This window comes from Micromonospora sp. NPDC005413, assembly GCF_040606435.1.
GTDB lineage: Bacteria > Actinomycetota > Actinomycetes > Mycobacteriales > Micromonosporaceae > Micromonospora.
Genome location: NZ_JBEXEV010000035.1, coordinates 26073 through 52708, shown reverse-complemented (window position 1 = coordinate 52708; position 26636 = coordinate 26073). Strand labels below are relative to the sequence as shown.

Genomic DNA, 26636 nt, shown 5'->3' with positions numbered 1-26636 from the left:
CAGCAAGCCGGCAGCTACCTGGCGGATATGCCCTTGGTGAGGCCGGTGGTTCCGTCAGGGCGGGCGAGTGGCTCCGACTGGTAGCCCTCGCTGTGGTAGAGGCTGATGTTCCGCAAGCTTTTCGCACCGGTGAACAGCAGGATGCGGCGGCAATCCGGTCGGGCGCCGGTTTCGGCGGTGCGTAGCAGCCACCGGCCCAGCCCGTGCCCCCGCAGGTCGGGCACGACGGCGAGCCGACCCACCTGCCAGTCCGTGCCGTCGCGTCGGGCCCGCACCATGCCCAGCAGTCGGCCGTCCAACCAGATGCCCGTGGTGTGCCAGGTTTCCAGCCAGTCGCGTACCTCCTCCAGCGACTCATGCAGGGCCGGTATGGCCATCGTGTCATTGACGACGGCCTCTTCCACCCAGCAGCACCGCTGCAGCACAGTGACCTCGGGCGCGTCGTCGGGGGTCAACCGTCTCGCGTACGACCCTGGCACCGGTCCGGGCAGTGCATCTGCTCGTGCGCGCTCGCGCATCGGCCGGAGGGCGTGAGCGACCCGGACCAGTTCGTCCACCAGCCCGACACCCGCCGTGTCGCGGGCCGGGTCGGGAAGCAGCCGTCCACTTTCCACAGCGTCACCGATGCGAATCGCGACCGTGGCGCCCACCGGGACCAGGCGGAGCGTGGTCACCACCTGCTTGGCATGCTGAACCGACCGGGTGCCCGCCGACGTGTTGCCGTAGCTGACGAAGCCGATCGGCTTCCATGCCCACTCGCGGCCGAGGTAGTCCAGCGCGTTCTTCAGCGTGGCTGGCATCCCGTAGTTGTACTCCGGCGTGACCGCGATGAACCCGTCCGCCGCGTCGACGATCGCGCTCCACCGACGTGTGTGCTCATGCTGGTAGACACCCGACGACGGATGCTCCTCCTCGTCGAGGAACGGCAGGTTCAGATCGCCGAGGGCCACCGGCACAAGCTCGACGCCGAGTTCCGCGGCACGAAGGGTGACCGCTTCGATCAACCACTGCGCCACCAGGGGGCCGAGGGCACCTGGGCGGGTGCTGCATATCAGTACGACGACACGTGGCGATTTCGTTGACATGGAAACGAAGTGTAGATGCTAGGTTGATTACATGTCAACGAGAGCGCCGGCCGAGGCCGTACGTTGGTTGAACCCTGACGAGGAACGGGCGTGGCGGGCGTTCCTGCGCGTAGTTGTCGCCGTCCAGACCGGCACGGCGCGCGACCTGGCCGCGGTCGGGCTCTCCGAACCCGACTACGAGGTGCTGAGCACCCTGTCGGAGCGGACCGGCCACACCAGCACCCTGGGAGAACAGGCCGACAAGATGGGCTGGTCACGCAGCCGGCTGTCCCGGCACGCCACCCGGATGGAGGCGCGCGGTCTCTTGAGGCGCACACCCGACCCGGCCGACGGCAGAGGTTGTTTCCTTGTCCTCACCGCGCAAGGTCTGGACGCCCTCGAAAACGCCGCACCGGCCCACGTTCAGTCGGTACGACGCCACTTCATCGACCGGCTCACCCCAGACGACCTCATCGCCATGGAACAGATCGCCCGGAGGCTGGAAGAACCCCCAGTCGGCGACGATCGACCACCCAGATGAAGCCGCCCCGTTCGGGAGACTGTCGACCCCGGTACCCGTGCCGCGCGAGCTGCCCCGCCTTGACCCTCTACTCGTCTTGGCGATCTGCTGAGCAGCACGCTTGGCCAGCCGCAACTGCTCCTCCCGGCTCAAGGCTCGGGATGCTCGTCGGCGGCTGGCTCGTAGGACAGCCGCATCGCCCGTGCCGGCATCCGAAAGATCACCGTTCACGACGCCCGCCGTACCTGGCCTCCTACCCATCGCGACCGGCCTATCACAACGGATCAGCCGCTTCGGCGGTTACCCCACTGGCGCGGGCTCTGGACCGAACCCCGGCCGCCGAGGTGCTGACCCTTTCCATGCGGTTGGGGCGAGACGACCTTGCCCTTCGCGCGTCGGGCCGCCCGATTGGCGGGAACGGCAGGCTGGTCGGTCTCGGCCGTGGTTGAGGTGTCGGCATCCGCCGCGTGGTCGTCCTGGACGGGCTCAGGCTCCGGCATCGGTATCTCCCTGGATTCGTGAGGCGCCCAGCGGGCCATCGACAGCCGGCGGACGCGGACTACTCGACGTCGGTGTGGGCCCCTTGACGGTATCGCAACGCCGAGCCCGTCCGATCAACGGTCTCCAGCCCGCGTGCGGGCGGAAACCGCCTGTGGCAGCCGATACGCGACCGAGAGCTGACCGCAAGGGCTACCCCAACCGCCCGACTGGCCTTCAACTGCCGAACGCACGGCCCGCCGGTTGCGACCCACGAATCGAGGCGCAATGAACAGGAACCGCCGGTAGCTTGCAGAAACAGATAGAGCACCGCATTACTGACTGTCGGATTCAGCGGCGTAGTCGACCCGGCTGCTGTCGAGCAGATCACGGCTGATCGCTTGAGCGCCGGTGTCCATCGCGGTGAGTGCGGCGGTCCTCAGGGCGCGCGTCGGGGATCCCCGTGGCGCGCGCCCTGACTCTCGGACCCGTGCTTATCGGCAGTTCCGCCGGCCGGGCAGCCCGAGGATCAGCGCCGCGCCGACGGTCAGGTGCATGCCGAGCAGCACCAGCCGGCTGCTGGTGCCGACGCCGTTGCCCAGCGGGCCGGCCAGCGAGAGCACCAGCACGATCAGCGCGATGATCTGAAACGTCCGGGCGGGACGGCGGACAGTCCGCTCCAGCAGCGCGAGCAGGCCCCAGGCGGCCAGGCCGGCGATCAGCGCGGCCACCACGACGGCGACCGGGCCGATGTGCTGGGTGGCGTCGCCCTGGCGGACGGCGAGATCGATGCCGGCCCAGGGGTCGTTGACGGCCCAGAGGAGGAGAGCCCCGGCCGCTCCCGCGGCGACGGTGATCGCGCGGCCCGTACGCCGTGCGGCGGTCGTGGTCGTGTCGGTGCACTGCTGCATGTCGTTCGTCATGCCGATGAGCATCGCGGGCCGGGCCGGGTGGGCACATCGGACCGGGAGCTGCGCCGATGCCCTCCTAGGAGAACCCGACCACCAACTTTGGAAGGTGTCGGCGTCCGGTGCCCGCCGGTTAGCCTCGCCGAGTGACCAGCTTCTCCCCCGGGTCGGAAGACTGCGACCGCCGTCCCCGCGTTGCGGCTTTCGCCGGGATCCTGGGCGCGTCGGGCGTGCTCGTCGCGGTGACGATCCTGGGCTGGTGGATCGGCCGCCCGCCCGGCCCGCTGCTCGCGCTCGACCTCGCGGCTGGCGCGCTGAGTTGGCTGCTGGCGCCGCTGATGCTGTGGCGGCCGGCCGCTACCACGGTGGTGCTCACCGTGCTGGCCGCGGTGTCGCCGGCGGCCACCCCGTCGGCCACGATCGGCGCGGCGCAGGTGGCGCGGCGCCGACGCTCCCCGGTGGCGATCGCGGTGGCGGTGGCCGGGCTCGCCGCGCACGCGGTCCAGGGTGCTTGGCGGTCTAGCGGCGGCATTTCGTATGGCTGGTGGCTGGCGCTGGTCGCCATCGGCTACGGTGCGCTGCTCGGCTGGGGTGCGTGGGCACAGGCCCGCGAAGCGCTGATCCGCTCGCTGCACGACCGGGCCCGCCGCGCCGAGGCGGAACAGGGCCGCCGGGTGGCCGAGGCGCGCATGCTGGAACGCCGCAAGATCGCCCGGGAGATGCATGACGTCCTCGCCCACCGCCTGTCGTTGCTGGCCACGTTCGCCGGCGCGATGGAGTACCGTCCGGACTCCTCACCCGAGCAGTTGTCCCGGGCCGCGGGCGTCGTCCGCGACGGCGTGCACCAGGCGCTCGACGAGCTGCGCGAGGTGATCTCGCTGCTGCGCGACGACGACCCCCCGCACAGCGACGGCAGCCGCCCGCAGCCGGTGCTGGCCGACGTCCCACGCCTGGTCGAGGAGTCGCGCGACGCCGGCACCGAGGTGCTGCTGCACGAGGCGGTGGCCGGGCAGGCCGAAGCACCCCCGTCGGTGGCCCGCACGGCGTACCGGGTGATTCAGGAGGGCCTGACCAACGCCCGCAAACACGCCGCCGGCCAGCCGGTCCAGGTCTCCCTGCGCGGCGGGCCCGGCGCGGGCCTGCAGATCGACGTCCGCAACGCGCTGACGCCGGAAGGCACGACGCCGCCCGGGTGGTCCGGGGGTGCCGGGCTGGTCGGGCTCACCGAGCGGGTGCACCTGGCCGGCGGGCGGCTCGACCACCAGGTGGTCGGCGGGGAGTTCCGGCTGCACGCCTCGATACCATGGCCGGCGTGACCCCGCCGGTGCGTGTGCTCGTCGTCGACGACGACGCGCTCGTCCGCGCCGGGCTGACCATGATGCTCGACGGCGCCCCGGGCATCGCAGTGGTCGGCGAGGCCGCCGACGGCGACGAGGTGCCGGCCGCGGCCGACGCGCACGCCCCCGACGTCGTGCTGATGGATTTGCGCATGCGCCGGGTCGACGGCATAACCGCCACCCGCCGCCTGCGGGCGCGCCCGCGGCCGCCCGAGATCATCGTGCTCACCACGTTCGACACCGACGAGAACATCCTGCACGCGCTGCGTGCCGGGGCCAGCGGCTTCCTGCTCAAGGACACCCCGCCGGCCCAGATCGCCGAGGCGGTCCGGCAGGTCGCGGCCGGCGAGCCGATCCTGTCCCCGCGGATCACCCGCCGGCTGATGGACCGGGTCGCCGTCCAGGCCGGCGCGTACGCCCGGGCCAAGGCCACCCTCGCGGCGCTCAGCCCGCGCGAACACGCCGTCGTCGTGGCGATCGGCCAGGGCCGCAACAACGCCGAGATAGCCAGCGCGCTCGACATGACCCTGGCCACCGTGAAGAGCCACGTGTCGCACATCCTGACCAAGCTCGACCTCGACAACCGTACCCAGGTGGCGCTCATCGCCCACGATGCCGGCCTCGCCTGACCGACCCACCCGGTGGCGGCTCGCGTCACCGGGGCCGCGCGGCGGCGGCTCGTATGACCGGCCATGGGCCGGGGTGAGCTGGTCTGACGCGTAGTCACTCAGTTAGTCACCCAGGTACGACAGAGGGTTCGTCTCGATCTTCCGAGATGGCGCCTCATGTGCGCCCACCGGCCCTACGAATCGAACTTTCAGTCCACCGCGTGGTTGGGGATCCTCGATCGGACGGCCAGGCCGTACAGGCAGGCCATCCCGGCCAGGATGCCGAACAGGACGAACGGGCCTGCGGGGCGCCAGTTGTCGTACAGGGTGCCACCGGCGGCGAACGCGATCATGATGCCGATGCCGCCGCTGAGCGCGAACGTTCCGATGACCGAGCCCCGTGTACGGCTGGGAGCCTGTTCGGCGATCAGTACCTGACTGGAGATGACGGCGCCGACCTGGCCGAGCCCGATCAGGGCGGCTACGGCATAGCCGAGCGGGCTGAACGGGTCTCCGACGAAGATCGTGGCGGTGTAGCCGAGGGCGGCGGTCCCCAGGGAGATCAGCACCGCGTCGGTGCGGGACAGCCGGTCGGCGATGATGCCGATGGTCGGTGCCCCGATCAGCGCGATGCCGTTGGCCACTCCCAGCAACAGACCTGCCTTGGCCAGCGCCTCGGCCTCGCTGAGCCCGAGGTTCTGGGTGCCGTACTGCTGTGCCCAGAGGGTGAGGTAGGCGCCGACGAGCGCCAGGTCGGCTCGGGCGACGAAGGCGCTGAGGTAGGCGAAGGAGACGCCGGGGCGCCGAATCTCGGCGACGCCCTCGCGCAGCAGCCTGGGGATCGGGATGTGCTCGGAGTGCGTTGTCGCCAGGCCGCCCCGGAGGGTGAGCCGCATCAGGATCGCGGTGAGCAGGGCCAGCCCGCCGACGATGAGGTAGGTCGCCCGCAGCGCGGCGATCGTGTCCATCCCGCTGCGCTCGAAGATGTCGGGCAGTTTGATCAGCACGAAGAACGTGACGAGCGCGCCGAGACCGTTGCAGAAGCCGAGGATGCCGTTGGCCCTGCCGCGGGTGGTGTCCCGGACGTAGTCGGCGACCACAGCCGTGAGCATCACGGTGACCATCGCCACGCCGACGGCGGCGACACCCCGGGCCAGGTAGTAGGGCAGGACCGAGCCGAGGAACGGTGCCATGCCGACGCCGAGGCCAAGCAGGATGTAGCCGCCGACCACGATCGGGCGCCGTCCGAGGCGGTCGGACCAGGCGCCGGCCAGGCCGACCGCCGCGATCAGGACGATCTCGCTGATCAGCCCAGCGGTGCCCACGATCGAACCCTGCTCGCCCTTGGGCACGCCCAGGATGGAGGTGAGTAGCGCGGTCTGCGCGGCCGGGATGAACGTGAACGTCATGATCGACGTCAGCGCCAGCCAGTAGTACCCGCTGATGTTGGTCCGGGTCGTGCCCGGTGAGAGCCGGAGTGGGCCGAACATGGTGGTCTGCTCGCCGGCCTCCGGCGCGACGGCGGTGTCTTCCTGGCTGTGCTGCACGCTGGTCCCTCCGCCCTGCAGTGGTCGAATGGAAACGGTGTTTCCACACCCTAGCGGGTCAGGGCCCGGACGTGATCGCGTCGATGCGACGCATTTCCCGTCGCCCGGTCCTGGTCCCGGTCCGGCACCGTCGACCCCTCCTGGTGCCGCGACCGGCCGGCTCAAGGGCCGGCGACGCCGCGGGCGTGTTCGAGAGGGCCTCCCACACCGATGACCGAAAGTAACCAGACGGCGGCTGGGGCGGCGGTGGCAGCATCAGGGCGACCGGGCCCTCCGAAATATGAGGTGGAGCCCGTTGTGGTATCTCCGGCACGATGTCCGGATGATGCTGCTGGTCCCCGCGAATCCCCTACGACCACGCCGGCCCGACGACCACTTCGCGCCCGAGGCACACGCGGCCCGCGCCGCCGGGATCAACGTCGCCGTGGTCGACCACGACGCGCTGAGCAGCGACGATCCGCAGCGCGGGGTCGCGGCCGTGCCCGCCGGTGGTGTCGCGGTCTACCGCGGATGGATGCTCCGCAGCGACCAGTACGCGGCCTTCGCCGACGCCCTCGCCGCCCGTGGCGTGACCCTCCGCACCAGCGGCGACCAGTACCGCCGCGCCCACGAACTCCCCGGCTGGTACCACCACCTCGCCCCGGTCACCCCGACCTCCACCTGGACCACCAGCGCGGAGCGGACCGCGTTCGACCAGGCCCGCATCCGGCTCGGTAGCGGCGCCGCCGTGCTGCGCGACTACACAAAGTCGATGAAACACCACTGGCACGAGGCCACCTTCATCCCCGACCTCACCGACCCCACCACCGCCTGGCAGATCGCCGCCCGATTCCTGGAACTCCGCGCCGACGACTTCACCGGCGGCTTCGTCCTACGCACCTTCGAGCACTTCACCACCGCCGAGGTACGCACCTGGTGGATCAACGGCGCCTGCACACTCGTCGGCGCCCACCCCGACACCCCCGACGACCTCCCGCCCACCAACCTCGACCTCGGCACCCTCACACCACTTGTCGCCGCCCTCGACCTACCCTTCGTCACCGTCGACCTCGCCCGACGCGACGACGGCAGCTGGCGCGTCATCGAACTCGGCGACGGTCAGGTCAGCGACCGACCCACCACCATCAACCCCCACGACTTCGTCGCCGCGCTACGTACGGGCGTCAGATGAACAGCGACAGCGCTGGACTGAGCTCCCCCAAGATCACGATTGGGATTCGGGTCCGACCGGACCGTTGACGGTCCGTTGCGTCCCCTCTGTGCTGTGCGCGGGCAGGACGCCCGAATCGAGGAGGGCACGACGATGGAATCCACGGCACCGGCACCCGTTACGCCGCCGGGACCGCGCCGACGTCGGGGATGGTTGGCGCTCGCGCTGGCCGGGCTGCTGATCGGCGGGGCGGCCGGGGTGACGCTCTGGCGGACGAGCGCCACCCGGTCACCGGCATCCGCCGACGTCGCCGCCCCCGTCACGACCCGGGAACTCTTCGCCGCGCTGCCCAACCGGCTGTTGCCGCCGACCACCCCGACGGCCCTGCCCACCGACCGGGCCGTGGGACGGGGAGCCCTGCTCTACCAGATCAAGGATCCCGATAGCTTCGAGATGGCGTCCGGCGCCTTGCCTCGACTGCCGATGTACCTGGTGACCGCCTCCGGGGAACAATTCGACGTCGGGCTGGCGACCATCGTGGGCGAGTTCAGTCAGGCGCTCTCCCCGGACGGGCGGTGGTTCGCCCAACGCCGAGACAGGCAGTGGTGGATCCGCGACCTCACCGGGATCACCGAGCGGGCCGTCCCGCCCGGGTACGAGTTGCGGCAGTGGTCCACCGACGGAAGGGCGCTGCTGCTCGAGCAAACCGCCGCCGGCGGGGCGTACACAGCGTTCACCCTGCCCAGCGGGGAACTACGCCCGCTGGCGTTACGCGCGACGCCGGACCGCCGAATGCTGGCATTCCTGGAGGGGCGTGAACTGGCCACAGCGGAGTTCGCCGTCGGAACGAACCTCCAGCCGCGCCGCCAGCTCACCATCGCCATTCAAGACGCCGACGGCCGCAACGCCCGCTCGGTGTCGATCCCCACCACCCAACAGGTAGGCCCCGGCGACATCCGCAACGCACTCGTCCCGCTCATACGCGGCGGAGGCGATCCGCCGACGGTGTGGGCTCTGGTCACCCGGCAAGAGGAGGCCCCGACCGGCCAACGGGAGGAAACGCAGGCAGCACCCCCCATGACATTGGTTGGGGTGGATCTGCAGTCCGGCCAACCAGCCGGCCGGATCGACCTCGTGGCGCCCCAGGATGGCCAGGGTGAGGAATTCCTCGGTCTCGTCGGCACCGAAGTCATCCTGCAACGCTGGACCGCCGACGGCGCTGAACTGGTCGCCGCCGACCCAGGCACCGGCCAGCGCCGGGTGCTGACCTCGCTGCCCGACTATGCGCGGGTGATCGTCCCCGGCGACTAGAAGTGCCCTTTCGCCGGGCCGAGCGTCTGGGCGTCAGCGGCGGCCGACTCCGCGCGCGCCGCGGGTCGGGTGGTGGCCCGGCCCGCGGCGTCGGTCGTTCCGCGGCCGGGCGCATCCGCCGCGAGTCGCGGATCACTCCGAGGCGACGGCCTTCAGGATCGCGTCGCGGGACGCGGTCACCTCCCGGCGCAGTTCGTCCAGGTCCACGTCGACCAGGCGCCCGTCCGCCTTGCGAATCCGTCCGGCCACCACGACGGTCTCGATGTTGCGGGGGTCCGCCCCGAGCACCAGGGTGCCGACCGCGTCGTTGAGCGGCATCGTGTTGATGTCATCGGCCCTGACCACCAGCAGGTCCGCCTGCTTGCCCGGGGTGAGGGAGCCGGTCACGTCGCCGAGTCCGTTGGTACGGGCCCCCTGCAGCGTGGCGAAGTCCAGCACGTCGCGGGTGGTGATCCGGTACGGCACGACGTCCGTGCCGTAGGCGGCGTTTACCGCACGCATGCGCTGGATCGCGTGCAGTGCTCGCATCTGGGTGAACATGTCGCTGGCCAGTGCGACCTCCACGTCGATGCTGAGCCCGGGCCGGATACCGGCGGCCAGCGCCTCCTCGATCGCGGGCACCGCCGTCTCCAGACCGATCTGCGCGTCGGAGGTCGGCGCCAGCGACACGGTGACCCCGTCGTCGCCCATCGCCCGCCACGCGTCCGGAGTGAGGCCGGTGGCGTGGATGAGGGTCAGGCCCGGGTCGAGCAGGCCGTCGGCGGCCCAGCGCAGGATCGCCGCGGAGGACGGCGCGCCGAACACCGCGTCGATGCTGACACCGAGGCCGAGATCGCGGGCGACGGCCGCCAGTTCCGGCCCGTAGGCCAGTGCCGGGCCGGCGATCTCATCGGTGGCCAGCGCGGCGAGGCGCAGCGTCACCAGGCCCTCGTTCACCCCGTGGTACGCCCCACGCAGGCGTTCCAGGTCGCCGGGCCACTGGCGGTCCCAGTCGCCGAAGTGTGGCCCCATCGATGCGTGCACGCCCCGGATGCCGGTGTCGACCAGCGCCTGGATCGCCGCGTCCGAATGCGCCGCCGTGCGGGAGTTGTGCGAGAAGTCCAGCATCGTGGTGATGCCGGCATCGAGGGCGGTGAGCGCGGCGAGGCGGGTGCCCACGTACATGTCGTGCGGCGTGTATGCGGGCGCGACCCTGGCCAGGGTCGACATCACGTACTCCCCCAGGTCGGTCACGTCGGGGATGCTGCGGCGCAACTGCGCCTGCCAGGCGTGCCGGTGGGTGTCGACGAATCCGGGGCTGACGATCCGACCGGCCGTGTTGATCACGGTGGCGCCCGCCGCTTCCGGGTGTGACCGAAGGTCGGGGCCGACCGCGGCGATCCGGTCCCCGCGTACCAGCACGTCACCTCGCTTCAGGTCGCCGATTCGCGGGTCCATCGTGACGACCGTGCCGCCGGTGAACAACAGCATTGGGGTGTCTCCTTCGCTACGTGTGGTCACTGTCGGTGGAACACATATCCGGCGTGGTGCAGCACGCCGTCGGCGAACAGGCCGTACGCCCAGAAGCCCAGGTCGTCCTGGTAGACGATCCGGTCGCCGTCGATCCAGAACGACCCCTGGTACGCGTGTGGCCGTCCACCCCGTGTCTCGTCGTACCGGCCGCCGGCGGTCAGTTCCTGGTGCACGAAGCCGCTCTCGTCGATCCACATGCCGAGGTACGGGCTCTGCTCCGACCGCGGGCGGACTTCGGGCTCGATCGGGGCGGGCGTGAGCCGGCGGCCGTTGAAAAGCGCGATCTCACCGTCGACGACGATCGCGGCTGCCTGTTCTGGACGCCAGACGATCATCTCCAGGGCGGACGCGCCCGAGGTCCGGGCGGCGACCACGGCGAAGGTGGCAGGGTTACCGGGCGTGAGCGCGCCGACCCGGTTGGCGGGGCGGGCGCGCAGGCCGGCGACGGCGACACCGTCGATGACCGCCGGCACGATGGTCAGTCCGGTGCAGTCGACGACGATCGCGCCGTCGTCCTCGGCGGCGGTGTGCAGGCCCGGCCCGACTCCGACGATCACCTCGCCGCCGAGCAGCAGGTCAGCGGCAGAAAGGTCACCAATCGCCGGGTCGAGCGTGTGGATGGTGGCGTTGACGAACATCAGTGGGCGACGCCGGTCACCGGTATTCGCGGTGATCCTCGCCAGCACCGCCTCGTCGATCATCGGGATGCTCACGACGTACCTCCGAAAGGGGTTGGGGTTTGGTCCTCCCACCGTCGGACGTATCGGGGCCGGCAACCAGACCGGGCGTAACCGGGGTGCGGCGCACCCTGCCTGGTCGCAGCCAGCCTGGTTACCGTTGGTGGCATGCCAACCACCGCGCTCGGGACGTTCCTCACCGCTCGGCGTGCCCGGCTCACGCCGGGCGAGGTCGGCCTCGTGTCCAGCGGCGTCCGGCGGGTCGCGGGGCTGCGCCGCGAGGAGGTCGCGGTGCTGGCCGGGGTGAGCGTCGACTACTACACCCGTCTGGAGCAGGGACGGGAGCGCAACCCGTCAGCTTCGGTGCTGGACGCTGTGGCCCGGGCGCTGGACCTCGGACCGGACGCCCGCGACCATCTCTTCCGGTTGGCGGACATATCGCCCGGCAGCGCGCCGGGTCCCGCCCGGCCCCGGGTCGAGCAGAGCCTGCGGGAACTGCTCGACGCCTGGCCGGACACTCCGGCGGTCGTCATCGACCGGCGGCTCGACCTGCTGGCCCGCAACGCGCTGGCGGATGCGTTCTACGCGGACTTCGCCGAGGCGGACAACATCGTCCGGATGACCTTCCTGGACCCGGCTGGCGGCACGTTCTTCGTCGACTGGCAGCGAGCCGCCGAGGCGTGCGTGGCGAACCTGCGCCTGGCCCTCGGCCATGACCCGCACGACCGGCGGGTGCGGGAGTTGGTCCAGGAGGCGGGTGCGGCCAGCCCGGAGTTCCGCCGGCTGTGGGCGCGCAACGACGTGCAGGGCAAGACGCACGAGACGAAGAGGTTCCGGCACGGCGCGGTGGGCGAACTGACGCTGTCGTATCACACGTTCGACGTGCGGGGCGCCCCCGGCCAGCAGTTGATCGTGTACCGCGCGGAGCCGCGCAGCCGAAGCGCTGAGGCGCTTCGGTTGCTGGGCACGCTGGCCGCCAGCAACTGGCCCATGTGAGGCCTTCCGTCAGGTCGCCGGCGAACTCCATCTGTGTGCGGTCACTGGCGTACGTGCTGTTCTTGTCGCGGAAGGCGACGAATCACGTCTATCGGTGCTGGCGCCCGGCTGTGTAGGCGGGTCAGACCGACCCCGACGAGCACGACCACCATCCCGATGGCGATCCGGAGGCCGAAGGCCTCGTCGAGCACGATGACCCCCAACGCCACCGAGACCACCGGCAGCAGATAGCCGACTGTCGCCGTGTTGGTAGCGCCCTCGGCGGCGATGTTCCGGTAGGTGAGGTGGAAGGTGGCTCCGGTGGCGACGACGCCCAGGATCACGACGGCGATCAGGGCCTTCGGCCCGATCTCGATCGACGTCAGACCGCCGGCCGGCAAGGTCACCGCGGTCAGGCCGGTCGCCGCGATGAGCTGCGCCGCGGACAGCGAGATGGTGGGGATGCCCTTTCCGACCAGGTTGCGGCCCATGTACGTGAAGCCGACGGCGTAGCTGGCCGCCGCGGCGACGATGGCGAGGGCGCCCCAGCCGATCGGCCCGGTCGTCTCCCACGGAGCGAAGATCAGCACGACCCCGGTGAACCCGAGGAGGAGCCCGCCCAGCCGGGCCGGCCGGAGTCCGCGCTCGGTTCCGATGACGACGCCGATCAGCAGCGACCACAGCGGGGTCGTCGCGTTCAGTGCGCCAGCCACCCCCGAGTCGATGGTCTGCTGGCCGATGCTGAACATGGCGAACGGCAGTGCGTTGCAGAACAGGGCGGCCACGGCGATGTGGCCCCAGGTCCCCCGATTCCGGGGCAACCGCCGGCCCGAGGCCAGGCATGCGACCAGCAGAGTGGCCGATCCGAGTACGCAACGGCTGAGGGTGACCTGGACCGGAGTCAGTGCGTCCAGGGCCAGCTCGATCCAGAGAAAGGTCGATCCCCACAGCAGGGCGAGCACGCCCACCCTCGCCCACGCCCATGTCCTGCCCACGACACCGTTCACCCCTGATCTCCTTGATCCGCCCCCATGAACGGTGCCGCACCCCAACCCGTAAGGACAAGCAAAAGGTTCTACACTTACGTTAAGTTGTGCTACATGCTTGATGTGAGACGCATGCAGGTGCTGCGGGCGGTCGTCACCAGCGGGTCGGTGACCGCGGCGGCGGCGCACCTCGGCTACACCCCCTCCGCCGTCAGCCAGCAGGTGGCGGCCCTGGAAAAGGAGGCCGGGATGGCGCTGCTCGAACGGGTCGGCCGGGGTGTGCGGCCCACGGCGGCCGGTCAACTGCTCGTCGGGCACGCGGCCGTCATCAGCCAGCGCGTGGCCGAAGCGGAGACCGCGCTGGCCGACCTGCGCAAGGGGCGGACGGGCCGGTTGACTGTCCGCTATTTCCCCTCGGTCGGCCCGACTCTGCTGGCCCCCGCCCTCGCCCGACTGCGGCGCGAGCATCCGGGCGTGGCGATAGACCCCAAGCTGAGCGATCCGGATGATCCACTGCCGGAGGTGGAGCAGGGCAACGCTGACCTGTCCATTGTGGTCCGCCGGCCGAGCGACGAAAACCGCCAGGGCATCCGTGTGGTGCACCTGCTCGACGACGCGTATCAGGCTGTGTTGCCCACCGAACACCCGCTCGCCGCACAACAGGTGATCGACCTGGCCGACCTCGCCGACGAACCTTGGGTCGGCAGCGAACCGCCCGGCCCCTGCCTGGAGCCAATTACCGACGCCTGCGCCGCGGCAGGCTTCAGTCCGGATTTCGTCGCGAGGTCGGAGGACTACGCCACGGCTCAGGGATTCGTCGCAGCCGGCCTCGGAGTCAGCCTGATCCCCCGACTCGGGCTGGGCACCCGCCATCCCGGCGTCGCCACCCGCCCAGTCCGCCGTCCGGAGCCGATCAGGAGGATCTACGCCGCGGTCCGGGAGATCTCACTGGCCCAGCCGGCACTGCGCGCGCTGATCGACGCCCTCACGGACGCCACGAAGGAGTGACACGTGGGCGTCCCGGATAGCAGTCGCGACGTGCGACGACGCTATTCGCCCTTGGTCGGTGCGGGCGAGCGGCCGCGGTAGCCGATGGCGCCCTCGCCCACCCGCTGGTAGGTGCCGACGAATGCGTCGCCAGGGCCGGTGAACGCGACCGTCCCGGTGTTGCCGCACACCAGCGCCACGATCCCCAGGGTGGCTTCCCCGTTGGCGTCCGCTGCCGGAACATCGAACGTCATCTCCACGGAGCCGTCGGCGTCCAGCTTGAGACGTTCCCGGGCCTCGGTGCCGCGGTTGATGCTCAGGACGGCGTTCGCGGTCGACGCCGGTTTCTGGGCGAAAGTTACGTAGGTCGGTTGCATCGCGCGATGCTATCCGCCGGGCAGAGGGGCAGAGATCGGCCTCGTCAGGGCAACGAGGCCCGGTGCATGCTCGGCCGGCGACAACACCACCGGTCAGCCCTCATCGTTGACCGTCGTTGCTCGCCGCCGGCCCCCGCATCGGGCACGCCGATCCGCTCAGTGAACGGACGGACGGGCCTGGCCGAGTCGGAAGACCGTTGGCTGCGGCCCTATCGCGACATGCAGGTGGTCCAGATTCGGGTCAGCTATCAGCTGACGCTGGTCCTAGCTAGTTGCTGCCCTGGTCGTGCGGGACGGTGACGGTGACGGTGCAGCCAACCGGCCGCCCGATCTCGTCGTGCCCGGCATACGTGAGGTGGTACACCCGGTCCCCGCCGTTCCCGGCACGTTCGGCCCGTAGCTTGCCGCTCGTGTCCGGCGCGCCGACGGCAAAGCCACTGACGTCCGTGGCGTCGCCACCGGTCACGCCGGTCAGGGTGAACGCGTTCGGGCCGAGCACACCGTCGTGCAGGTCCACGGTGAGGTTGACGTCGACCAGCTTGTGGTTCGGTGGCCACAGGACCGGTCGGTCCGTCGCACATTCGAGCTGCCGTACCGGCAATGGCTTTGCCAGGGTGGCGGTGGCGTGTCCGATGGTCGCGGTGAGTCGGCCGCCGGCTTCGTAGTACATGTGAGCGGTACGACCGTCGAAGTAGAACGTCGGCGCGGCCGAGCGGCCGAGGTCGGGCGCTGCGGACAGCGAGTCGTGTACGACGCCGAGGTGGGTCTCCTGGTCGAAGTCCTGCCCGACGTCCACCGCGTGCATGTTGCCGTCGGCGGCGTGGTAGATCACCAGGTTGCGGTCGTTCCAGCGCAGGAAGAACGGCCCCGAGGCGTTCGGGCCTTCGATGCCCTGTGGGGTCACGAGCGGTTCGGGCTGCATGGTCCAGGTCCGCGCGTCGTTGGAGACCGCCCAGCGGATCCGCCGTGACACCGGCCCGGTTGGTCCTGGCAGCGCAGCGGTCGGATTGTCCATGAAGACCATCAGGTACCGGGTGCCCAGACGGGGCACGGACTGCTCGAACACCCGGGCGTAGGAGGTCTCGCCACCGGTCGAGTCGTTCCGGCTGACCGCCGTCCCGCCGTAGCTGAAGTGGATGCCGTCGTCGGAGGTCGCGTACCGGGTGATGGAGTTCTCGCCGTGGAAGTAGAGGAAGAGCTTGCCCTCGCCCTCGATCCACACCGCGTGCGGCGAGGAGATGTGGCTGACCGTCGCGTAGTGCGGCAGCCAGGTGTTGCCGATCAGGGGGTTGGCGGAGTATTCCGTCCACGGACCGTTGATCGAGTCGGAGTACGCGAGGGCGATCCCGCCGGGACGCTCGTGCGGCGCGTAGTACAGGTAGTAGGTGCCGAGTGGGTTGGGGAAGTAGTCGGCGGCCCGAATGACGCTCGGGAAGATGAACTCGTTCGTCGGGTTGTAGGCGAGGGTGCCCTTGTCGAACGCAGTGCCCTGGTAGGTGAACTGGGGGAAGTCGAGCTGGGGTTCGGCGGCTGCCGGCCGGGCGCCGGCCACGGCGGCGACGAGCAGGCCGGCACTGGCGGCTGCCAGGACAGCGCGTCGGGACGACGGGGCGAATGGTCTCGTCATGCGGCTTCCTCTTCGGTCGGTGGGATCGGCGGCACGAACGGCGCAGTGTGACGCTCAGTAATAACACAGGGGACATCGATCGGTGGGTGCCCTTGGCGCCGCCGAGCTAATACGTATTAGCATCTATGTTTCTCGAATGTTGCGCGCCCGGTGGCGCTTCTGTCAAGAGCCGGCTCGAGGCCGCCGATTCACCCGGGCCAGACCGCAACCCGCCGACAACCTCGGCGGCTAATGCGCATTACTCCAGCAAGTTCACAGTGCAGAAATCTTGCGTACACCTCTTGACACGCGCTCGGCCACCGGCCAAGCTCCTTCCCAACGCCGATCGCTAATACGCATTAGCAGCACCGGAAGGACCCGACGTGACCGCTCCCCCCAGACGTGTCACCCAGCGTGACATTGCGCGGATGGCCGGCGTCAGTCAGGCGACGGTGTCGCTGGTGCTCAACAATCGGACCGACGCCGACGTCCGCATCGCCCAGGAGACCCGGGACCGCGTGTTGCGGGTCATCTCCGAGACCGGCTACGCCGCCGACCCCGTGGCCCGCCGCCTCGCCTCGCGGTTCAACCGGATCATCGGCGTCTTCACGTACGAGCCCGCCTTCCCCAGCGGCAGCCGGGACTTCTTCCACCCGTTCCTGCTCGGCATCGAGGAGTACGCCGAGCGGGTCGGCTGCGACCTGCTGCTGTTCACCAGCGCACCGGTGCTGGACGGCCGGCGACGCATCTTCCACCAGGACAACCGGCTGCGTCTGGCCGACGGGTGCATCCTGCTCGGGCGCGAAATCGACGGCGCGGAGCTGCACCGGCTCAACCGTGACGGATATCCGTACGTTGCCGTCGGGCGTCGCGACGACGCCGGCGGGCCGGTCCCCTACGTCGGCGCCGACTACGCCTCGGCGGTGGCCCAGCTCGTCGAGGTGGCGCTGCGGCACGGTCACCGCCGCCTGACGTACGTGAGCATGGGCACCGCTGCGGAATCCTCCGAAGACCGGCGCCGTGGGTTCTATGCCGCTGCGGCGACCGCGGAGAGCGCCGGGCAGATCTCGGCGCTGGCCGGGGATGCCGAAACAACCGTCGACACCCTGATGGCCGACGGGACCACCGTCGTCTTCGTGGAGGACTTCGCCACGGCGGTCGCGCTGGAGTCGGCCACCCGTCGGCGTGGCCTGACCGTGCCCGGCGACCTGTCGATCGTGACCCTTGGCGACCCGACGATCCCGGTCCCCACGGACATCACGTTCACCGGGTTCCGCATTCCCCGCGAGGAGATGGGCCGACAGTCGGTCGAGGTGCTGACGGGCGTCATCGATGGCAGCGCGGACGGCGTCCAGCAACGACTTCTCCCCTGCGAACTCGTCGAGGGCATCACCCTCGGCACCCCTGATCCGGTGGTTGACCGACGCTGAGCGGTCGACCGCGCAATTGGAAGGAAACACGTGGTACTCATGCGTACGGACGTCCTCGTCGTCGGGGGCGGACTGGGCGGCGTCGCCGCGGCGCTCGCCGCAGCCCGGGCCGGCCGGTCCGTCATCCTGACCGAGGAGTTCGACTGGCTCGGCGGGCAACTCACCAGCCAGGCCGTCCCTCCGGACGAACACTCCTGGATCGAGCAGTTCGGCGCCACCGCCAGCTACCGGGCGCTGCGCAACGGCATCCGCGACTACTACCGTCGCCACTACCCGTTGACCGAACGGTCCCGGGACTGGACCGACCTCAACCCCGGTGCGGGATGGGTGAGCCGGCTCTGCCACGAGCCGCGGGTGGCCGTCGCCGTCCTCGAACAGATGCTCGCGCCGTACCTCGGTTCGGGCCGGCTTCGGGTACTACAGCCGTACCGGCCGGTGGCCGCGGAGACCGACGGCGATCGGGTGACCGGCGTGACGCTGGCGCACCGCGACCGGGACGAGCGGATCGACGTGGTCGCGCCGTACGTCCTGGACGCCACCGAGACCGGCGAGTTGCTGCCGCTGACGGGCACCGAGTATGTCACCGGGTTCGAGTCGCGGGCGGACACCGGTGAGCCGAGCGCCCCGGCCGAGGCCCAGCCGATGAACATGCAGGCGGTGTCGGTCTGCTTCGCCCTCGACCACGTCGACGGCGACCACACCATCGACCGTCCTGCGGGGTACGACTTCTGGCGCGACTACAAGCCCGACTTCTGGGGTGACCGGCTGCTGTCCTGGAAGTCACCGCACCCGCGCACGCTGGAGATCGTGGAGCGCAGCTTCACCCCCAATCCGGACGACGACCCGCTGAGCGTCAACGCCGACCAACGCCTCAACCCCGGTGACGGCAACCTGTGGACGTTTCGCCGGATCGCCGCGCGGCGCAACTTCGCCGACGGCGCGTACGACAGCGACATCACGCTGGTCAACTGGCCGATGATCGACTACTTCGAGGGACCGGTCATCGACGTGCCGAACGCGTCGTGGCACCTGTCCAAGGCCCGCGAGCTGTCGTACTCGGTGCTCTACTGGATGCAGACGGAGGCGCCCCGGCCGGACGGCGGCACCGGCTTCCCGGGCCTGCGGCTGCGCGGTGACGTGACCGGCAGCGCGGACGGCCTGGCCCAGGCCCCGTACATCCGCGAGTCCCGCCGCATCCGTGCCGAGTACACCGTGGCCGAGCAGGACCTGTCCCTGGCGGTCCGGGGCGACCACGGCGCGGTCAGCTACCCGGACGCGGTGGGCGTGGGCATGTACCGGATCGACCTGCACCCGTCGACCGGCGGCGACAACTACATCGACGTCGGCTCCTGCCCGTTCGAGATCCCGCTCGGCGCGCTGATCCCACAGCGGATGGAGAACCTGCTGCCGGCCGGAAAGAACATCGGCACCACCCACATCACCAACGGCAGCTACCGGCTGCACCCGGTCGAGTGGAACGTCGGCGAGGTCGCCGGCCTGCTCGCCGATTTCTGTCTGGCGCAGGGCGCGTCCCCGCGTGCGGTCCGTAACACCCCCCGTCTGCTGGCTGACTTCCAGGACCGCCTCACCGCGGCCGGCGTGGAACAACGCTGGCCGCAGATCACGGGCTACTGAACACACCCCCGGTAAGGAGAAGATTGTGAAAGCAGGAAAGGCCCTGCGCGGCGTCGCCGTAGCACTGGCCGGCGCGCTCGCCCTGACCGCTTGCGGCGGCGGTGGCGACGCCGACGACAGCGGTCCGGCGAAGCTGCGGATGACCGTCTGGTCGGCCAACGAGGCGCACGTCAAGCTGTTCAACGAGATCGCCGACGAGTACCGCAAGAGCCACCCGGACGTGGCCGAGATCAAGTTCGACCCGCTGCCGTTCGACACGTACACCACGACCCTGACCACTCAGATCGCCGGTGGGAACGCGCCCGATCTCGCCTGGGTGTTTGAGAACTCCGCCCCCGATTTCGTCGCCTCGGGCGCGCTGCTGCCCCTCGACGACACCCTCAAGAAGGCCGAGGGTTACCAGTACGAGGACATCTCCCCCGCCACGCTCAAGCTCTGGCAGGACGACGGCAAGCTGTATGCGTACCCCTTCTCCACCTCGCCGTTCGGGGTCTTCGTCAACACCGACATGCTCAAGAAGGCCGGGCAGAAGACCCCGGCCGAGCTGATCGCGGCCGGTCAGTGGAACTGGGACAACGCCCTGGCCACCGCCGCGGCGACGGCGGCAAACTCCGGCAAGGCCGGCCTGGTCATCCGGGACTTCGACTACAAGGGTTGGGACAACCTGTCCACCTTCTGGACCGGGTGGGGAGCCCAGGCGTGGAGCGAGGACGGCAAGTCCTGCGGCTTCAACAGCCCGGAGATGGTCGACGCGATGACCACCCTGCACAAGGCCACCTTCACCCAGAAGGCGCTGCCCGGCCCGGGCACGACCGCCGACTTCTTCGCCGGTGACTCGGCCATGACGGTCACCCAGATCTCCCGCGCCTCGCTGTTGAAGGACGGCGGCTTCGGGTGGGACCTGGTGCCGTTGCCGGCCGGGCCGAAGGGGGACTACGCGGTGGTCGGTCAGGCCGGCGTCGGGGTGATGAAGAAGAGCCCGCACGCCAAGCAGGCGGCCGACTTCCTGGCGTTCTTCACCAACCCGACGAACTCGGCGAAGCTCGCCCAGTTCTTCCCGGCGCCCCGACAGTCGCAGCTGACCGCCGAGACCCTCGCCAAGACGAACCCAAAGCTCAAGCCGGAGCAGCTGCAGAAGGTCGTCATCGACGGCATCACCAACGGCGTGGTCAAGCCCAGTCACTCCGGCCAGGCCGAGCTGAGCCAGCAGGTCCGCGCCGGCCTCGACCCGCTGTGGCAGCCGAACGCGGACGTCAAGGCCGTACTCGACGGCGTCTGCACCAAGATCCAGCCGCTGCTGGCGAAGTAAGGCCAACGATCATGACCCAGACGGACACCAGGGTGGGCTCGGCTTCTGCCGGGCCCGCCCCGGGCCCGGCCCGGCCGTTCTGGACCAGCCGCCGCCGGGACCAGCTCGCCGGTTACGTGTTCATTGCCCCGCAAATGCTCGGCAGCGTCGTCTTCGTGATCCTGCCGCTGATCCTCGTGCTCTGGTACAGCCTGCACGAGTGGAACGTGCTCGCCGGGACCTTCGACTTCGTCGGCACCGACAACTACAAGGCTCTCGCCGATGATCCCAACCTCGGCGCGGTGCTGCGCGCCACCGGGCTGTTCTCCGTCGGCCTGGTGGTGCTCAACCTCGGCCTGGCACTGCTTCTGGCCGTCCTGCTGAACCAGAGGCTGCGGGGCACGATCGTGTTCCGCACGCTGTTCTTCTCCCCCGTGGTGGTCTCGCTGGTGGCCTGGACCATCGTCTGGGGCTTCCTGCTTCAGGACAACGGCGGGATCAACGGTCTGCTCGACACCGTTGGCGTGGACGGGCCGAACTGGCTGCGCGGCGAGGGCACCGCGATGGTGTCCGTGATCGTCGTGCAGGTGTTCAAGAACGTCGGCCTGAACATGGTGCTGTTCCTGGCCGCCCTGCAGGGTGTGCCGGGCGAGCTGTACGAGGCTGCCGAGGTGGACGGGGCGAGCCGGATGCGCCAGTTCTGGCGGATCACCGTACCGCTGATCAGCCCGACGATCCTGCTGACGTCGATCATCACCGTGGTCGGGTCGTTGCAGGTCTTCGCGCAGATCTCGGTGCTCACCCAGGGCGGGCCTGGCGCCTCCACGACGGTCCTCGTCTACTACCTGTACCAGCAGGCCTTCCAATTCCATCACTTCGGCTACGGCGCCACGCTGTCGATCGTGCTGTTCGCCATCGTGCTCGCCCTCACCGTGCTGCAGTGGCAGATGCGCAAGAGGTGGGTCTTCCATGAATCGTGACCTGTCCCGGCGGACCAAGCTGGTGCTCTACGGGGTGCTGCTGGTCCTGTCGATCCCGTTCGTCTTCCCGACCTGGTGGATGGTCACCTCGTCGTTGAAGCCGGTGGCGGACATCTTCGCCTTCCCGCCGCAACTCCTGCCGACCAATCCGCGGTTCGACGCCTACCAGCGGGTGTTCGAGTTGCAGCCGTTCGGGCAGCAGTACCTGAACAGCCTCTACATCGCGCTGGTCGTCACGGTCGGCACCATGGCCGTGTCGGCGCTGGCCGGGTACGCCTTCGCGCGCATCCGGTTCCGGGGCCAGAACGTGTTGTTCCTGGTCGTCCTCGCGGGCCTGCTCATTCCGAGCGAGGTGACGATCGTGCCGCTGTTCCAGATGTTCTTCAAACTCGGCCTGGTCAACACCCACTGGCCGCTGATCCTGGTGCCGATCTTCGGCGCGCCGAGCGTCCTGGCGACGTTCATCATGCGGCAGTTCTTCATCAGCCTCCCCGGTGAGCTGGAGGAGGCGGCCCGGGTCGACGGGCTGGGCCGATTCGCCACCTTCTGGCGGATCGCCCTGCCGCTGTCGCGGCCGGCCCTGGGTGCGGTGGCCATCTTCACCTTCCTGCACAGCTGGAACCTCTACCTGGAACCGATCGTGTTCCTCTCCTCTCCGGAGAAGTTCACCCTGCCCCAGGCGCTCACCCAGTTCGTCGACGCCTACGGCGGCCCCATGTGGGACGTCCAGATGGCTGCGGCGTCAATGACCGCCCTGCCCGTCCTGGTGGTCTTCGTCATCGCGCAGAAGCAGTTCGTCGAGGGCCTCGCGCACACCGGCCTCAAGGGATGACGACACCGGTTGTCGGCATCGACATCGGCGGCACCAAGACGGCGGCAGCGCTGGTCGACCGGACCGGACGGGTGCTGGAGCGCCGCGAGGCGCCCACGCCCGCCCGGTCCGGGCCCGGAGCCGTGCTGGACACCGCCGCCCGGCTGGCCAGCGACCTGCTCGGCGCGGCCGCCGGGCCGGTGGGGGTGGGCACCGCCGGCACGGTCGATCCCGCGACCGGCGGCATCCGGTACGCCACCGACAGCCTGCCCGGCTGGACGGGCACCCCGGTCGCCGACGCGCTGGCCAACCGGCTGGGTCGAGAAGTTCGGGTCACCAACGACGTGAACGCCGCCGCACTGGGCGAGTGCTGGGCCGGCGCCGGACGCGACCGCGCCCATGTGCTGCTGGTGGCCGTCGGCACCGGGCTGGGCGGGGCGATCGTCCGGAACGGCCGCGTCGAGGCCGGTGCCCGCGGGGCAGCCGGCGAGGTCGGGCATCTGCCCGCCCCGGGCGCCGAACGGCTGCGGTGCGGGTGCGGCCGGTACGGGCATCTGGAGGCGATCGCCTCCGGCAGCGGGCTGGCCGCCGCGTACGTGATCGAGACCGGCACCCACGTCACCGGGCGGACCGTGGCGGACCGCGCCGCGGCCGGAGACGGAGTCGCCCAGCAGGTCGTGGAGCGGGCCGGAGCCGTCCTCGGCGCGGCCCTGGCGGGGTTGGTGGCGCTGCTCGATCCCGACGCTGTCCTGGTGGCCGGCGGGGCGGCCGGTCCCCTGCTGCCCTCCGCGTCGGTCGCCTACTCGGCCGAGGTGCCCGCGGGCTGGGCCGACGTTCCGCTGCTACCCGCCACGCTGGGCGCTGACGCCGTCGTCGTCGGCGCCGCCCGACTGACCATCGACAGACCCGACCTCGAAAGGACCGACGGGTGAGCGTGCTCGACGACCTGGCCGGCGGGCTGGTGGTGTCCTGCCAACCGCTGCCCGACGAGCCGGACGATCCGATGCGGGATCCGTACGTCCAGGCCCGGGTGGCGGCCGCGGTGGTACGCGGCGGCGCGGTGGCGGTCCGGGTCAACGGGCCGGACGACGTCCGAGCGGTACGCAGCGCCGTCGACGTTCCGGTGATCGGGCTGTACAAGCACGGCACCGAGGGCGTCTTCATCACCCCGACCGCGGCCCACGCGCTCGAGGTGGCACTGGCCGGGGCGGACATCGTCGCGATCGACGCCACCGACCGCCCCCGACCGGACGGACGCGCCTTCGCCGACACGGTCCGCGCGATCCGCGAACGGACCGACGCACTGGTCCTGGCCGACGTCTCCACTGCGGCCGAGGGCATCGCAGCCGTCGAGGCCGGCGCGGACGCCGTCGCCACCACACTGTCCGGCTACACACCGGCCAGCCCACCGACTGACGGGCCCGACCTCGGGCTCGTGGAGCGACTCGTCGCACTGCTGCCCGTGCCGGTGATCGCCGAAGGGCGGTACCGCGGCACGGAACAGATCGGCCAGGCCTTCGAGGCGGGTGCCCACGCGGTGGTGATGGGCAACGCCGTCACCTCACCGCTCTGGATCACCCGCCGGCTCGTGCCGGCCACCCCCCGCGCGGCGAGCGCCCCGAAATAGAGGGAGTGAGCATGAGAAGACGTACCCTTCTGGCCACCGGCGTGGCCGGGCTGACCACCGTGGCCGTCGGCCAATCCGCGTCCGCCGGGCCCGCGTTCGCAGGGCCCGCCAAGCGGCAGCTGACCGTGGCACTGGTCCCGCTCGACGACCGGCCCGTCAACACCTACGCGGCGCAGATGACCGCGGCCAGCGCCGGCGCCCAGGCGCAGCTGCCGCCACGGGAGATGCTGGGCCGCTTCTTCACCCCGGGCGACGGAGCCGCCATCGCCCGCTGGCTCGGCACCACCGACGGCGTCGACGGGTACGTGATCTCGGTCAGCATGCTCGCCTACGGCGGCCTGATCGCCTCACGCACCGCCGCCCCGACCCTGGCCGCCGCCCTGGCGAACCTGGCCGCGATCCGCACCCTGCGCTCGACCCGGCCCGAGGCGGTGATCGAGGTGCACGACACCATCCAGCGCCTCGCCATCACCAGCACGGGCACCGAGCTGGACAACTACCGCGACCTGCTGGTCACCTGGGCGAAGCTCTACGACCAGGTGGTGAACCTCGGCCAGGAGGAGCTTCGAGCCCAGCTCGACGCCGTCCGGGCGCGGATCCCCGACCAGGTCGTCGAGGACTATCTCGCCGCGCGGGCTCGCAACCACCAGGTCAACCAGCTCATGATTGAGTGGGTCGCCGACGGCACCATCAGCCACCTCGTGCTCTCCGAGGACGACACCGCGCCGGTCGGCCTGGCCCGCGCCGAGCGGGTGGAACTGGAGGCGCTCGTCGCCCAACTCGGCGTCAGCGACCGGGTGGAAATCTTCCCCGGCGCCGACGAGGTCGACGCGCTGCTGGTCGCGCGGGTGATCGCGGCGCGCACAACGCCCACCTACCGCGTAGAGTACGCCGGCGTCTCCGGCGAGGACTGGACCGCGCAACTGGAGGGCATCCCGTTCGCGGAGAACATCCGCCGGCACGTGACCAGCGTGGGAGGACGGGTCGTCAGCGGCGACGCGGACATCGTGCTCGCCGTGAACACCCCCTCGTCGGCACCCGGGCAACGGGCCGCTGACCTGGACGCCTTCGTCGGGCGGATCGGCAAGCTGCTGGCTGCCGGCACCCCGGTCATCGTGGTGGACCCCCTCATCGTGAACAAGGCGGACCACGAACTGGTCGCGCGGATGGAGAACCGCCTGGATCTCGCGGCGCTGCTGTCGTACTCGGGGTGGAACACCGGCGGCAACGCGCTCGGCCTGGCGCTCAGCCACGGCACCGCCCGGTGGGCGTACCTCCGCTCCTCCGGCAGTGGGTTCGGCGTGCCCGACCTGCGCGCGCCCGGCCAGGCGCACGCCGAGTACCTGCTCTACCGGTTCGTCAAGGACGACCCGTGGAAGAACATCGTGCAGGTCGAGGCGTACGCGCACGCACGGGCGCAGGGCTGGGACCCGCTGGCGCTCACCCCTGCGCAGAAGAGTTACTTCGACGGCTGGATTCGCGAACGGCTTGTGCCGCTGACCGAGCGGTACTTCGCCGACCACTTCGCCGGGCACCGCATCGTGCTGGGCCGGCGTGGCGCGAAGACGTTCACGGCGACGCTGACCCGCTTCGAGTCGGCGCGTGTCGAGCTGCCGTGGGACCGGCTGTTCGAGGTGACCCTCGAGCCTCGGCTGCAACTGTCCTGACCGGCGCTCGGCGCTGGACACCAGCCCGCTGCCGAGACGCCGCACGAGCCTAGGTCGGCAACACCCGCATGATCCCGAGCGCGGCAGGGTCGAAGTCGCGCTCGGGTTCGTGGGTGGTGGGCAGGGGATCAGCAGGTGGGGCAACCGCCTTGCGCCGGTGCCGCGTTGTAGGCCATAGTCGGCCCATGATCTCTTACCGGAAGGGCGGCGACGCCCTGGCGCTGTGAGCGCCCCCGCGCGGCGTAACGACGCCGCGAAACCTCCACAGGCCGTTCGCAGCGGCAACCCTCACGACCTGTGGCAGCAGGCCATCCCGATCCGCCAGGAATGGCTCGACCACGCCCTGTCCACGCAGCCGGCTGACAAGTCGACCGCCGAGCGCTGCCTGACCGCCATCTACGCCAGGGCATCGCGGCCACGACCTCGGTTCGAATGGGTCGACTCGCCAGACAAGGCACGCCCCCTGATCAGCGGCTGGCCCACTCTCGATCAACTCTACGAGCGCATCCGGGACCCCCGGCCGCGCGGGACACCGCCGCTGGCAAGCGGCATTGCCATGATCGCCTCCCAGTTGCGCGGCGCGCTGAGTGCGGGTGTCACGCACACCGATCCCGAACTGTCACCCGTGCGTACGAGCAAGACCAAGGAACCATGGCCCGAACTGGCGCCCCCACACGCGCTCGACAGCGGCGTTCCGCTCGCTGTCGTGCTGCACCAGGGCGTACGCACGGCATTGCATCGGAGCCTCGCGCACGGGTACTACCTACCCGTGCGGGCGGTCCTCGCGGGCGACGCTCCGGTACCCGTGTGCTGGTACGGGCAGCAGGACGCGTCCTGGATCGCCTACTACGACGTGCTGCATCGGCTCGGCCTTGCCAGGTACGGGCCGGACGAGGCCGAACAGCTCAACGCCTGGGCCGGCCTGGCCCGCTCCTGCGGCTGGTGGTGGCCCGGCGAGGACGTCTGCGTCGTGGTGGACCGGCCCCAGGCGATACGAACCGAACTGGTCTCCGGAACAGTGCACGACCAGATCCGGCTCCAACCTCACGGCCTGCGCTACCGCGACGGCTGGCAACCGCTCCTGACCAGGTGACCTGAGTCGATAGCCGGCCGGGACGGGCACCCGCCAGTCCCGGCCGGCCCACTCCACTGCTCT

24 protein-coding genes are annotated in these 26636 nt (G+C 70.3%); 16 read left to right on the top strand and 8 right to left on the bottom strand.

Annotation, left to right across the window (positions count from 1 at the left end; translation table 11 throughout):
* Positions 1-14 precede the first annotated feature (14 nt).
* On the bottom strand, positions 15-1085 hold the full coding sequence (locus tag ABZS37_RS27420; RefSeq protein WP_355173573.1) for a bifunctional NAD(P)H-dependent oxidoreductase/GNAT family N-acetyltransferase: 1071 nt from the start codon (positions 1083-1085) through the stop codon (positions 15-17).
* A gap of 31 nt (positions 1086-1116) precedes the next feature.
* Here ABZS37_RS27420 and ABZS37_RS27415 point away from each other — a divergent pair, with 31 nt between their 5' ends.
* Positions 1117-1605 (top strand): MarR family winged helix-turn-helix transcriptional regulator, encoded by a 489-nt coding sequence (locus ABZS37_RS27415; RefSeq protein ID WP_355173571.1) that lies wholly within the window; start codon positions 1117-1119, stop codon positions 1603-1605.
* 950 nt (positions 1606-2555) lie between these two features.
* Here the strand turns inward: ABZS37_RS27415 and ABZS37_RS27410 are convergent.
* Positions 2556-2984 carry a DUF6069 family protein gene (locus ABZS37_RS27410; protein WP_355173569.1) on the bottom strand — a complete coding sequence of 143 codons (429 nt, stop codon included), beginning with the start codon at positions 2982-2984 and terminating at the stop codon, positions 2556-2558.
* Between the two features lie 131 nt (positions 2985-3115).
* Between ABZS37_RS27410 and ABZS37_RS27405 the strand changes: the two genes are divergently transcribed.
* Together ABZS37_RS27405 and ABZS37_RS27400 are read left to right on the top strand one after the other, a co-directional pair.
* Positions 3116-4285 (top strand): histidine kinase, encoded by a 1170-nt coding sequence (locus tag ABZS37_RS27405; protein ID WP_355173567.1) that lies wholly within the window; start codon positions 3116-3118, stop codon positions 4283-4285.
* Positions 4273-4935, top strand: coding sequence for a response regulator transcription factor (locus ABZS37_RS27400; RefSeq protein WP_355173565.1), 663 nt, complete (start codon positions 4273-4275; stop codon positions 4933-4935). The genes ABZS37_RS27405 and ABZS37_RS27400 overlap by 13 nt, the downstream gene beginning before the upstream one ends.
* Before the next feature lie 188 nt (positions 4936-5123).
* Here ABZS37_RS27400 and ABZS37_RS27395 read toward each other — a convergent pair whose 3' ends face one another.
* The gene (locus ABZS37_RS27395; protein WP_355173563.1) at positions 5124-6461 is read right to left on the bottom strand and encodes an MFS transporter; all 1338 of its coding nucleotides are present in this window, start codon (positions 6459-6461) and stop codon (positions 5124-5126) included.
* A gap of 322 nt (positions 6462-6783) precedes the next feature.
* Here ABZS37_RS27395 and ABZS37_RS27390 point away from each other — a divergent pair, with 322 nt between their 5' ends.
* Together ABZS37_RS27390 and ABZS37_RS27385 are read left to right on the top strand one after the other, a co-directional pair.
* Positions 6784-7632: an ATP-grasp domain-containing protein gene (locus ABZS37_RS27390; protein ID WP_355173561.1), complete on the top strand. Its 849-nt coding sequence runs from the start codon at positions 6784-6786 to the stop codon at positions 7630-7632.
* A gap of 132 nt (positions 7633-7764) precedes the next feature.
* Positions 7765-8922, top strand: a complete 1158-nt coding sequence (locus ABZS37_RS27385; RefSeq protein ID WP_355173559.1) for a hypothetical protein — start codon at positions 7765-7767, stop codon at positions 8920-8922.
* 132 nt (positions 8923-9054) lie between these two features.
* On the opposite strand, the gene ABZS37_RS27380 is transcribed toward ABZS37_RS27385, so the two are convergent.
* Positions 9055-10392, bottom strand: a complete 1338-nt coding sequence (locus ABZS37_RS27380; protein ID WP_355173557.1) for an amidohydrolase family protein — start codon at positions 10390-10392, stop codon at positions 9055-9057.
* Positions 10393-10418: 26 nt separating this feature from the next.
* Positions 10419-11147 carry an Atu4866 domain-containing protein gene (locus ABZS37_RS27375; protein ID WP_355173555.1) on the bottom strand — a complete coding sequence of 243 codons (729 nt, stop codon included), beginning with the start codon at positions 11145-11147 and terminating at the stop codon, positions 10419-10421.
* Positions 11148-11279: 132 nt separating this feature from the next.
* Here ABZS37_RS27375 and ABZS37_RS27370 point away from each other — a divergent pair, with 132 nt between their 5' ends.
* Positions 11280-12107 (top strand): helix-turn-helix transcriptional regulator, encoded by an 828-nt coding sequence (locus ABZS37_RS27370; RefSeq protein ID WP_355173553.1) that lies wholly within the window; start codon positions 11280-11282, stop codon positions 12105-12107.
* A gap of 41 nt (positions 12108-12148) precedes the next feature.
* On the opposite strand, the gene ABZS37_RS27365 is transcribed toward ABZS37_RS27370, so the two are convergent.
* Positions 12149-13093, bottom strand: a complete 945-nt coding sequence (locus ABZS37_RS27365; RefSeq protein WP_355173551.1) for a DMT family transporter — start codon at positions 13091-13093, stop codon at positions 12149-12151.
* Between the two features lie 93 nt (positions 13094-13186).
* Here ABZS37_RS27365 and ABZS37_RS27360 point away from each other — a divergent pair, with 93 nt between their 5' ends.
* Positions 13187-14080, top strand: coding sequence for a LysR family transcriptional regulator (locus tag ABZS37_RS27360; protein WP_355173548.1), 894 nt, complete (start codon positions 13187-13189; stop codon positions 14078-14080).
* A gap of 41 nt (positions 14081-14121) precedes the next feature.
* On the opposite strand, the gene ABZS37_RS27355 is transcribed toward ABZS37_RS27360, so the two are convergent.
* Both ABZS37_RS27355 and ABZS37_RS27350 read right to left on the bottom strand, forming a co-directional pair.
* Positions 14122-14436, bottom strand: a complete 315-nt coding sequence (locus ABZS37_RS27355; RefSeq protein ID WP_355173546.1) for a hypothetical protein — start codon at positions 14434-14436, stop codon at positions 14122-14124.
* Between the two features lie 268 nt (positions 14437-14704).
* Positions 14705-16063 carry a hypothetical protein gene (locus tag ABZS37_RS27350; protein WP_355173544.1) on the bottom strand — a complete coding sequence of 453 codons (1359 nt, stop codon included), beginning with the start codon at positions 16061-16063 and terminating at the stop codon, positions 14705-14707.
* 362 nt (positions 16064-16425) lie between these two features.
* On the opposite strand from ABZS37_RS27350, the gene ABZS37_RS27345 reads away from it, so the two are divergent.
* The 9 genes from ABZS37_RS27345 (at position 16426) to ABZS37_RS27305 (ending at position 26573) form a co-directional block, all read left to right on the top strand.
* Entirely contained in the window at positions 16426-17472 is a 1047-nt protein-coding gene (locus ABZS37_RS27345) for a LacI family DNA-binding transcriptional regulator (protein WP_355173542.1), read from the top strand.
* Positions 17473-17511: 39 nt separating this feature from the next.
* Entirely contained in the window at positions 17512-19107 is a 1596-nt protein-coding gene (locus tag ABZS37_RS27340) for an FAD-dependent oxidoreductase (RefSeq protein ID WP_355173540.1), read from the top strand.
* A gap of 25 nt (positions 19108-19132) precedes the next feature.
* Positions 19133-20416 carry a sugar ABC transporter substrate-binding protein gene (locus tag ABZS37_RS27335; protein WP_355173538.1) on the top strand — a complete coding sequence of 428 codons (1284 nt, stop codon included), beginning with the start codon at positions 19133-19135 and terminating at the stop codon, positions 20414-20416.
* A gap of 11 nt (positions 20417-20427) precedes the next feature.
* Positions 20428-21375: a sugar ABC transporter permease gene (locus ABZS37_RS27330; RefSeq protein WP_355173536.1), complete on the top strand. Its 948-nt coding sequence runs from the start codon at positions 20428-20430 to the stop codon at positions 21373-21375.
* Positions 21365-22207 (top strand): carbohydrate ABC transporter permease, encoded by an 843-nt coding sequence (locus tag ABZS37_RS27325; RefSeq protein ID WP_355173534.1) that lies wholly within the window; start codon positions 21365-21367, stop codon positions 22205-22207. Before ABZS37_RS27330 ends, ABZS37_RS27325 begins: the two co-directional genes overlap by 11 nt.
* Complete coding sequence (locus ABZS37_RS27320; RefSeq protein WP_355173532.1) at positions 22204-23118, top strand: ROK family protein; 915 nt, start codon at positions 22204-22206, stop codon at positions 23116-23118. The genes ABZS37_RS27325 and ABZS37_RS27320 overlap by 4 nt, the downstream gene beginning before the upstream one ends.
* Positions 23115-23813, top strand: coding sequence for a putative N-acetylmannosamine-6-phosphate 2-epimerase (locus ABZS37_RS27315; RefSeq protein ID WP_355173530.1), 699 nt, complete (start codon positions 23115-23117; stop codon positions 23811-23813). Before ABZS37_RS27320 ends, ABZS37_RS27315 begins: the two co-directional genes overlap by 4 nt.
* An 11-nt stretch (positions 23814-23824) precedes the next feature.
* Complete coding sequence (locus tag ABZS37_RS27310) at positions 23825-25480, top strand: DUF4127 family protein (protein ID WP_355173528.1); 1656 nt, start codon at positions 23825-23827, stop codon at positions 25478-25480.
* Between the two features lie 223 nt (positions 25481-25703).
* Positions 25704-26573: a DUF6745 domain-containing protein gene (locus ABZS37_RS27305; protein ID WP_355173526.1), complete on the top strand. Its 870-nt coding sequence runs from the start codon at positions 25704-25706 to the stop codon at positions 26571-26573.
* Positions 26574-26636 lie beyond the last annotated feature (63 nt).

Bases quoted from the DNA above. Each gene is read 5' to 3' on its own strand.
- ABZS37_RS27420 (WP_355173573.1), bottom strand. From the start codon at position 1,085: ATGTCAACGAAATCGCCACGTGTCGTCGTACTGATATGCAGCACCCGC.
- ABZS37_RS27415 (WP_355173571.1), top strand. From the start codon at position 1,117: ATGTCAACGAGAGCGCCGGCCGAGGCCGTACGTTGGTTGAACCCTGAC.
- ABZS37_RS27410 (WP_355173569.1), bottom strand. From the start codon at position 2,984: ATGACGAACGACATGCAGCAGTGCACCGACACGACCACGACCGCCGCA.
- ABZS37_RS27400 (WP_355173565.1), top strand. From the start codon at position 4,273: ATGGCCGGCGTGACCCCGCCGGTGCGTGTGCTCGTCGTCGACGACGAC.
- ABZS37_RS27390 (WP_355173561.1), top strand. From the start codon at position 6,784: ATGATGCTGCTGGTCCCCGCGAATCCCCTACGACCACGCCGGCCCGAC.
- ABZS37_RS27385 (WP_355173559.1), top strand. From the start codon at position 7,765: ATGGAATCCACGGCACCGGCACCCGTTACGCCGCCGGGACCGCGCCGA.
- ABZS37_RS27380 (WP_355173557.1), bottom strand. From the start codon at position 10,392: ATGCTGTTGTTCACCGGCGGCACGGTCGTCACGATGGACCCGCGAATC.
- ABZS37_RS27370 (WP_355173553.1), top strand. From the start codon at position 11,280: ATGCCAACCACCGCGCTCGGGACGTTCCTCACCGCTCGGCGTGCCCGG.
- ABZS37_RS27360 (WP_355173548.1), top strand. From the start codon at position 13,187: ATGCTTGATGTGAGACGCATGCAGGTGCTGCGGGCGGTCGTCACCAGC.
- ABZS37_RS27355 (WP_355173546.1), bottom strand. From the start codon at position 14,436: ATGCAACCGACCTACGTAACTTTCGCCCAGAAACCGGCGTCGACCGCG.
- ABZS37_RS27350 (WP_355173544.1), bottom strand. From the start codon at position 16,063: ATGACGAGACCATTCGCCCCGTCGTCCCGACGCGCTGTCCTGGCAGCC.
- ABZS37_RS27340 (WP_355173540.1), top strand. From the start codon at position 17,512: ATGCGTACGGACGTCCTCGTCGTCGGGGGCGGACTGGGCGGCGTCGCC.
- ABZS37_RS27330 (WP_355173536.1), top strand. From the start codon at position 20,428: ATGACCCAGACGGACACCAGGGTGGGCTCGGCTTCTGCCGGGCCCGCC.
- ABZS37_RS27325 (WP_355173534.1), top strand. From the start codon at position 21,365: ATGAATCGTGACCTGTCCCGGCGGACCAAGCTGGTGCTCTACGGGGTG.
- ABZS37_RS27320 (WP_355173532.1), top strand. From the start codon at position 22,204: ATGACGACACCGGTTGTCGGCATCGACATCGGCGGCACCAAGACGGCG.
- ABZS37_RS27310 (WP_355173528.1), top strand. From the start codon at position 23,825: ATGAGAAGACGTACCCTTCTGGCCACCGGCGTGGCCGGGCTGACCACC.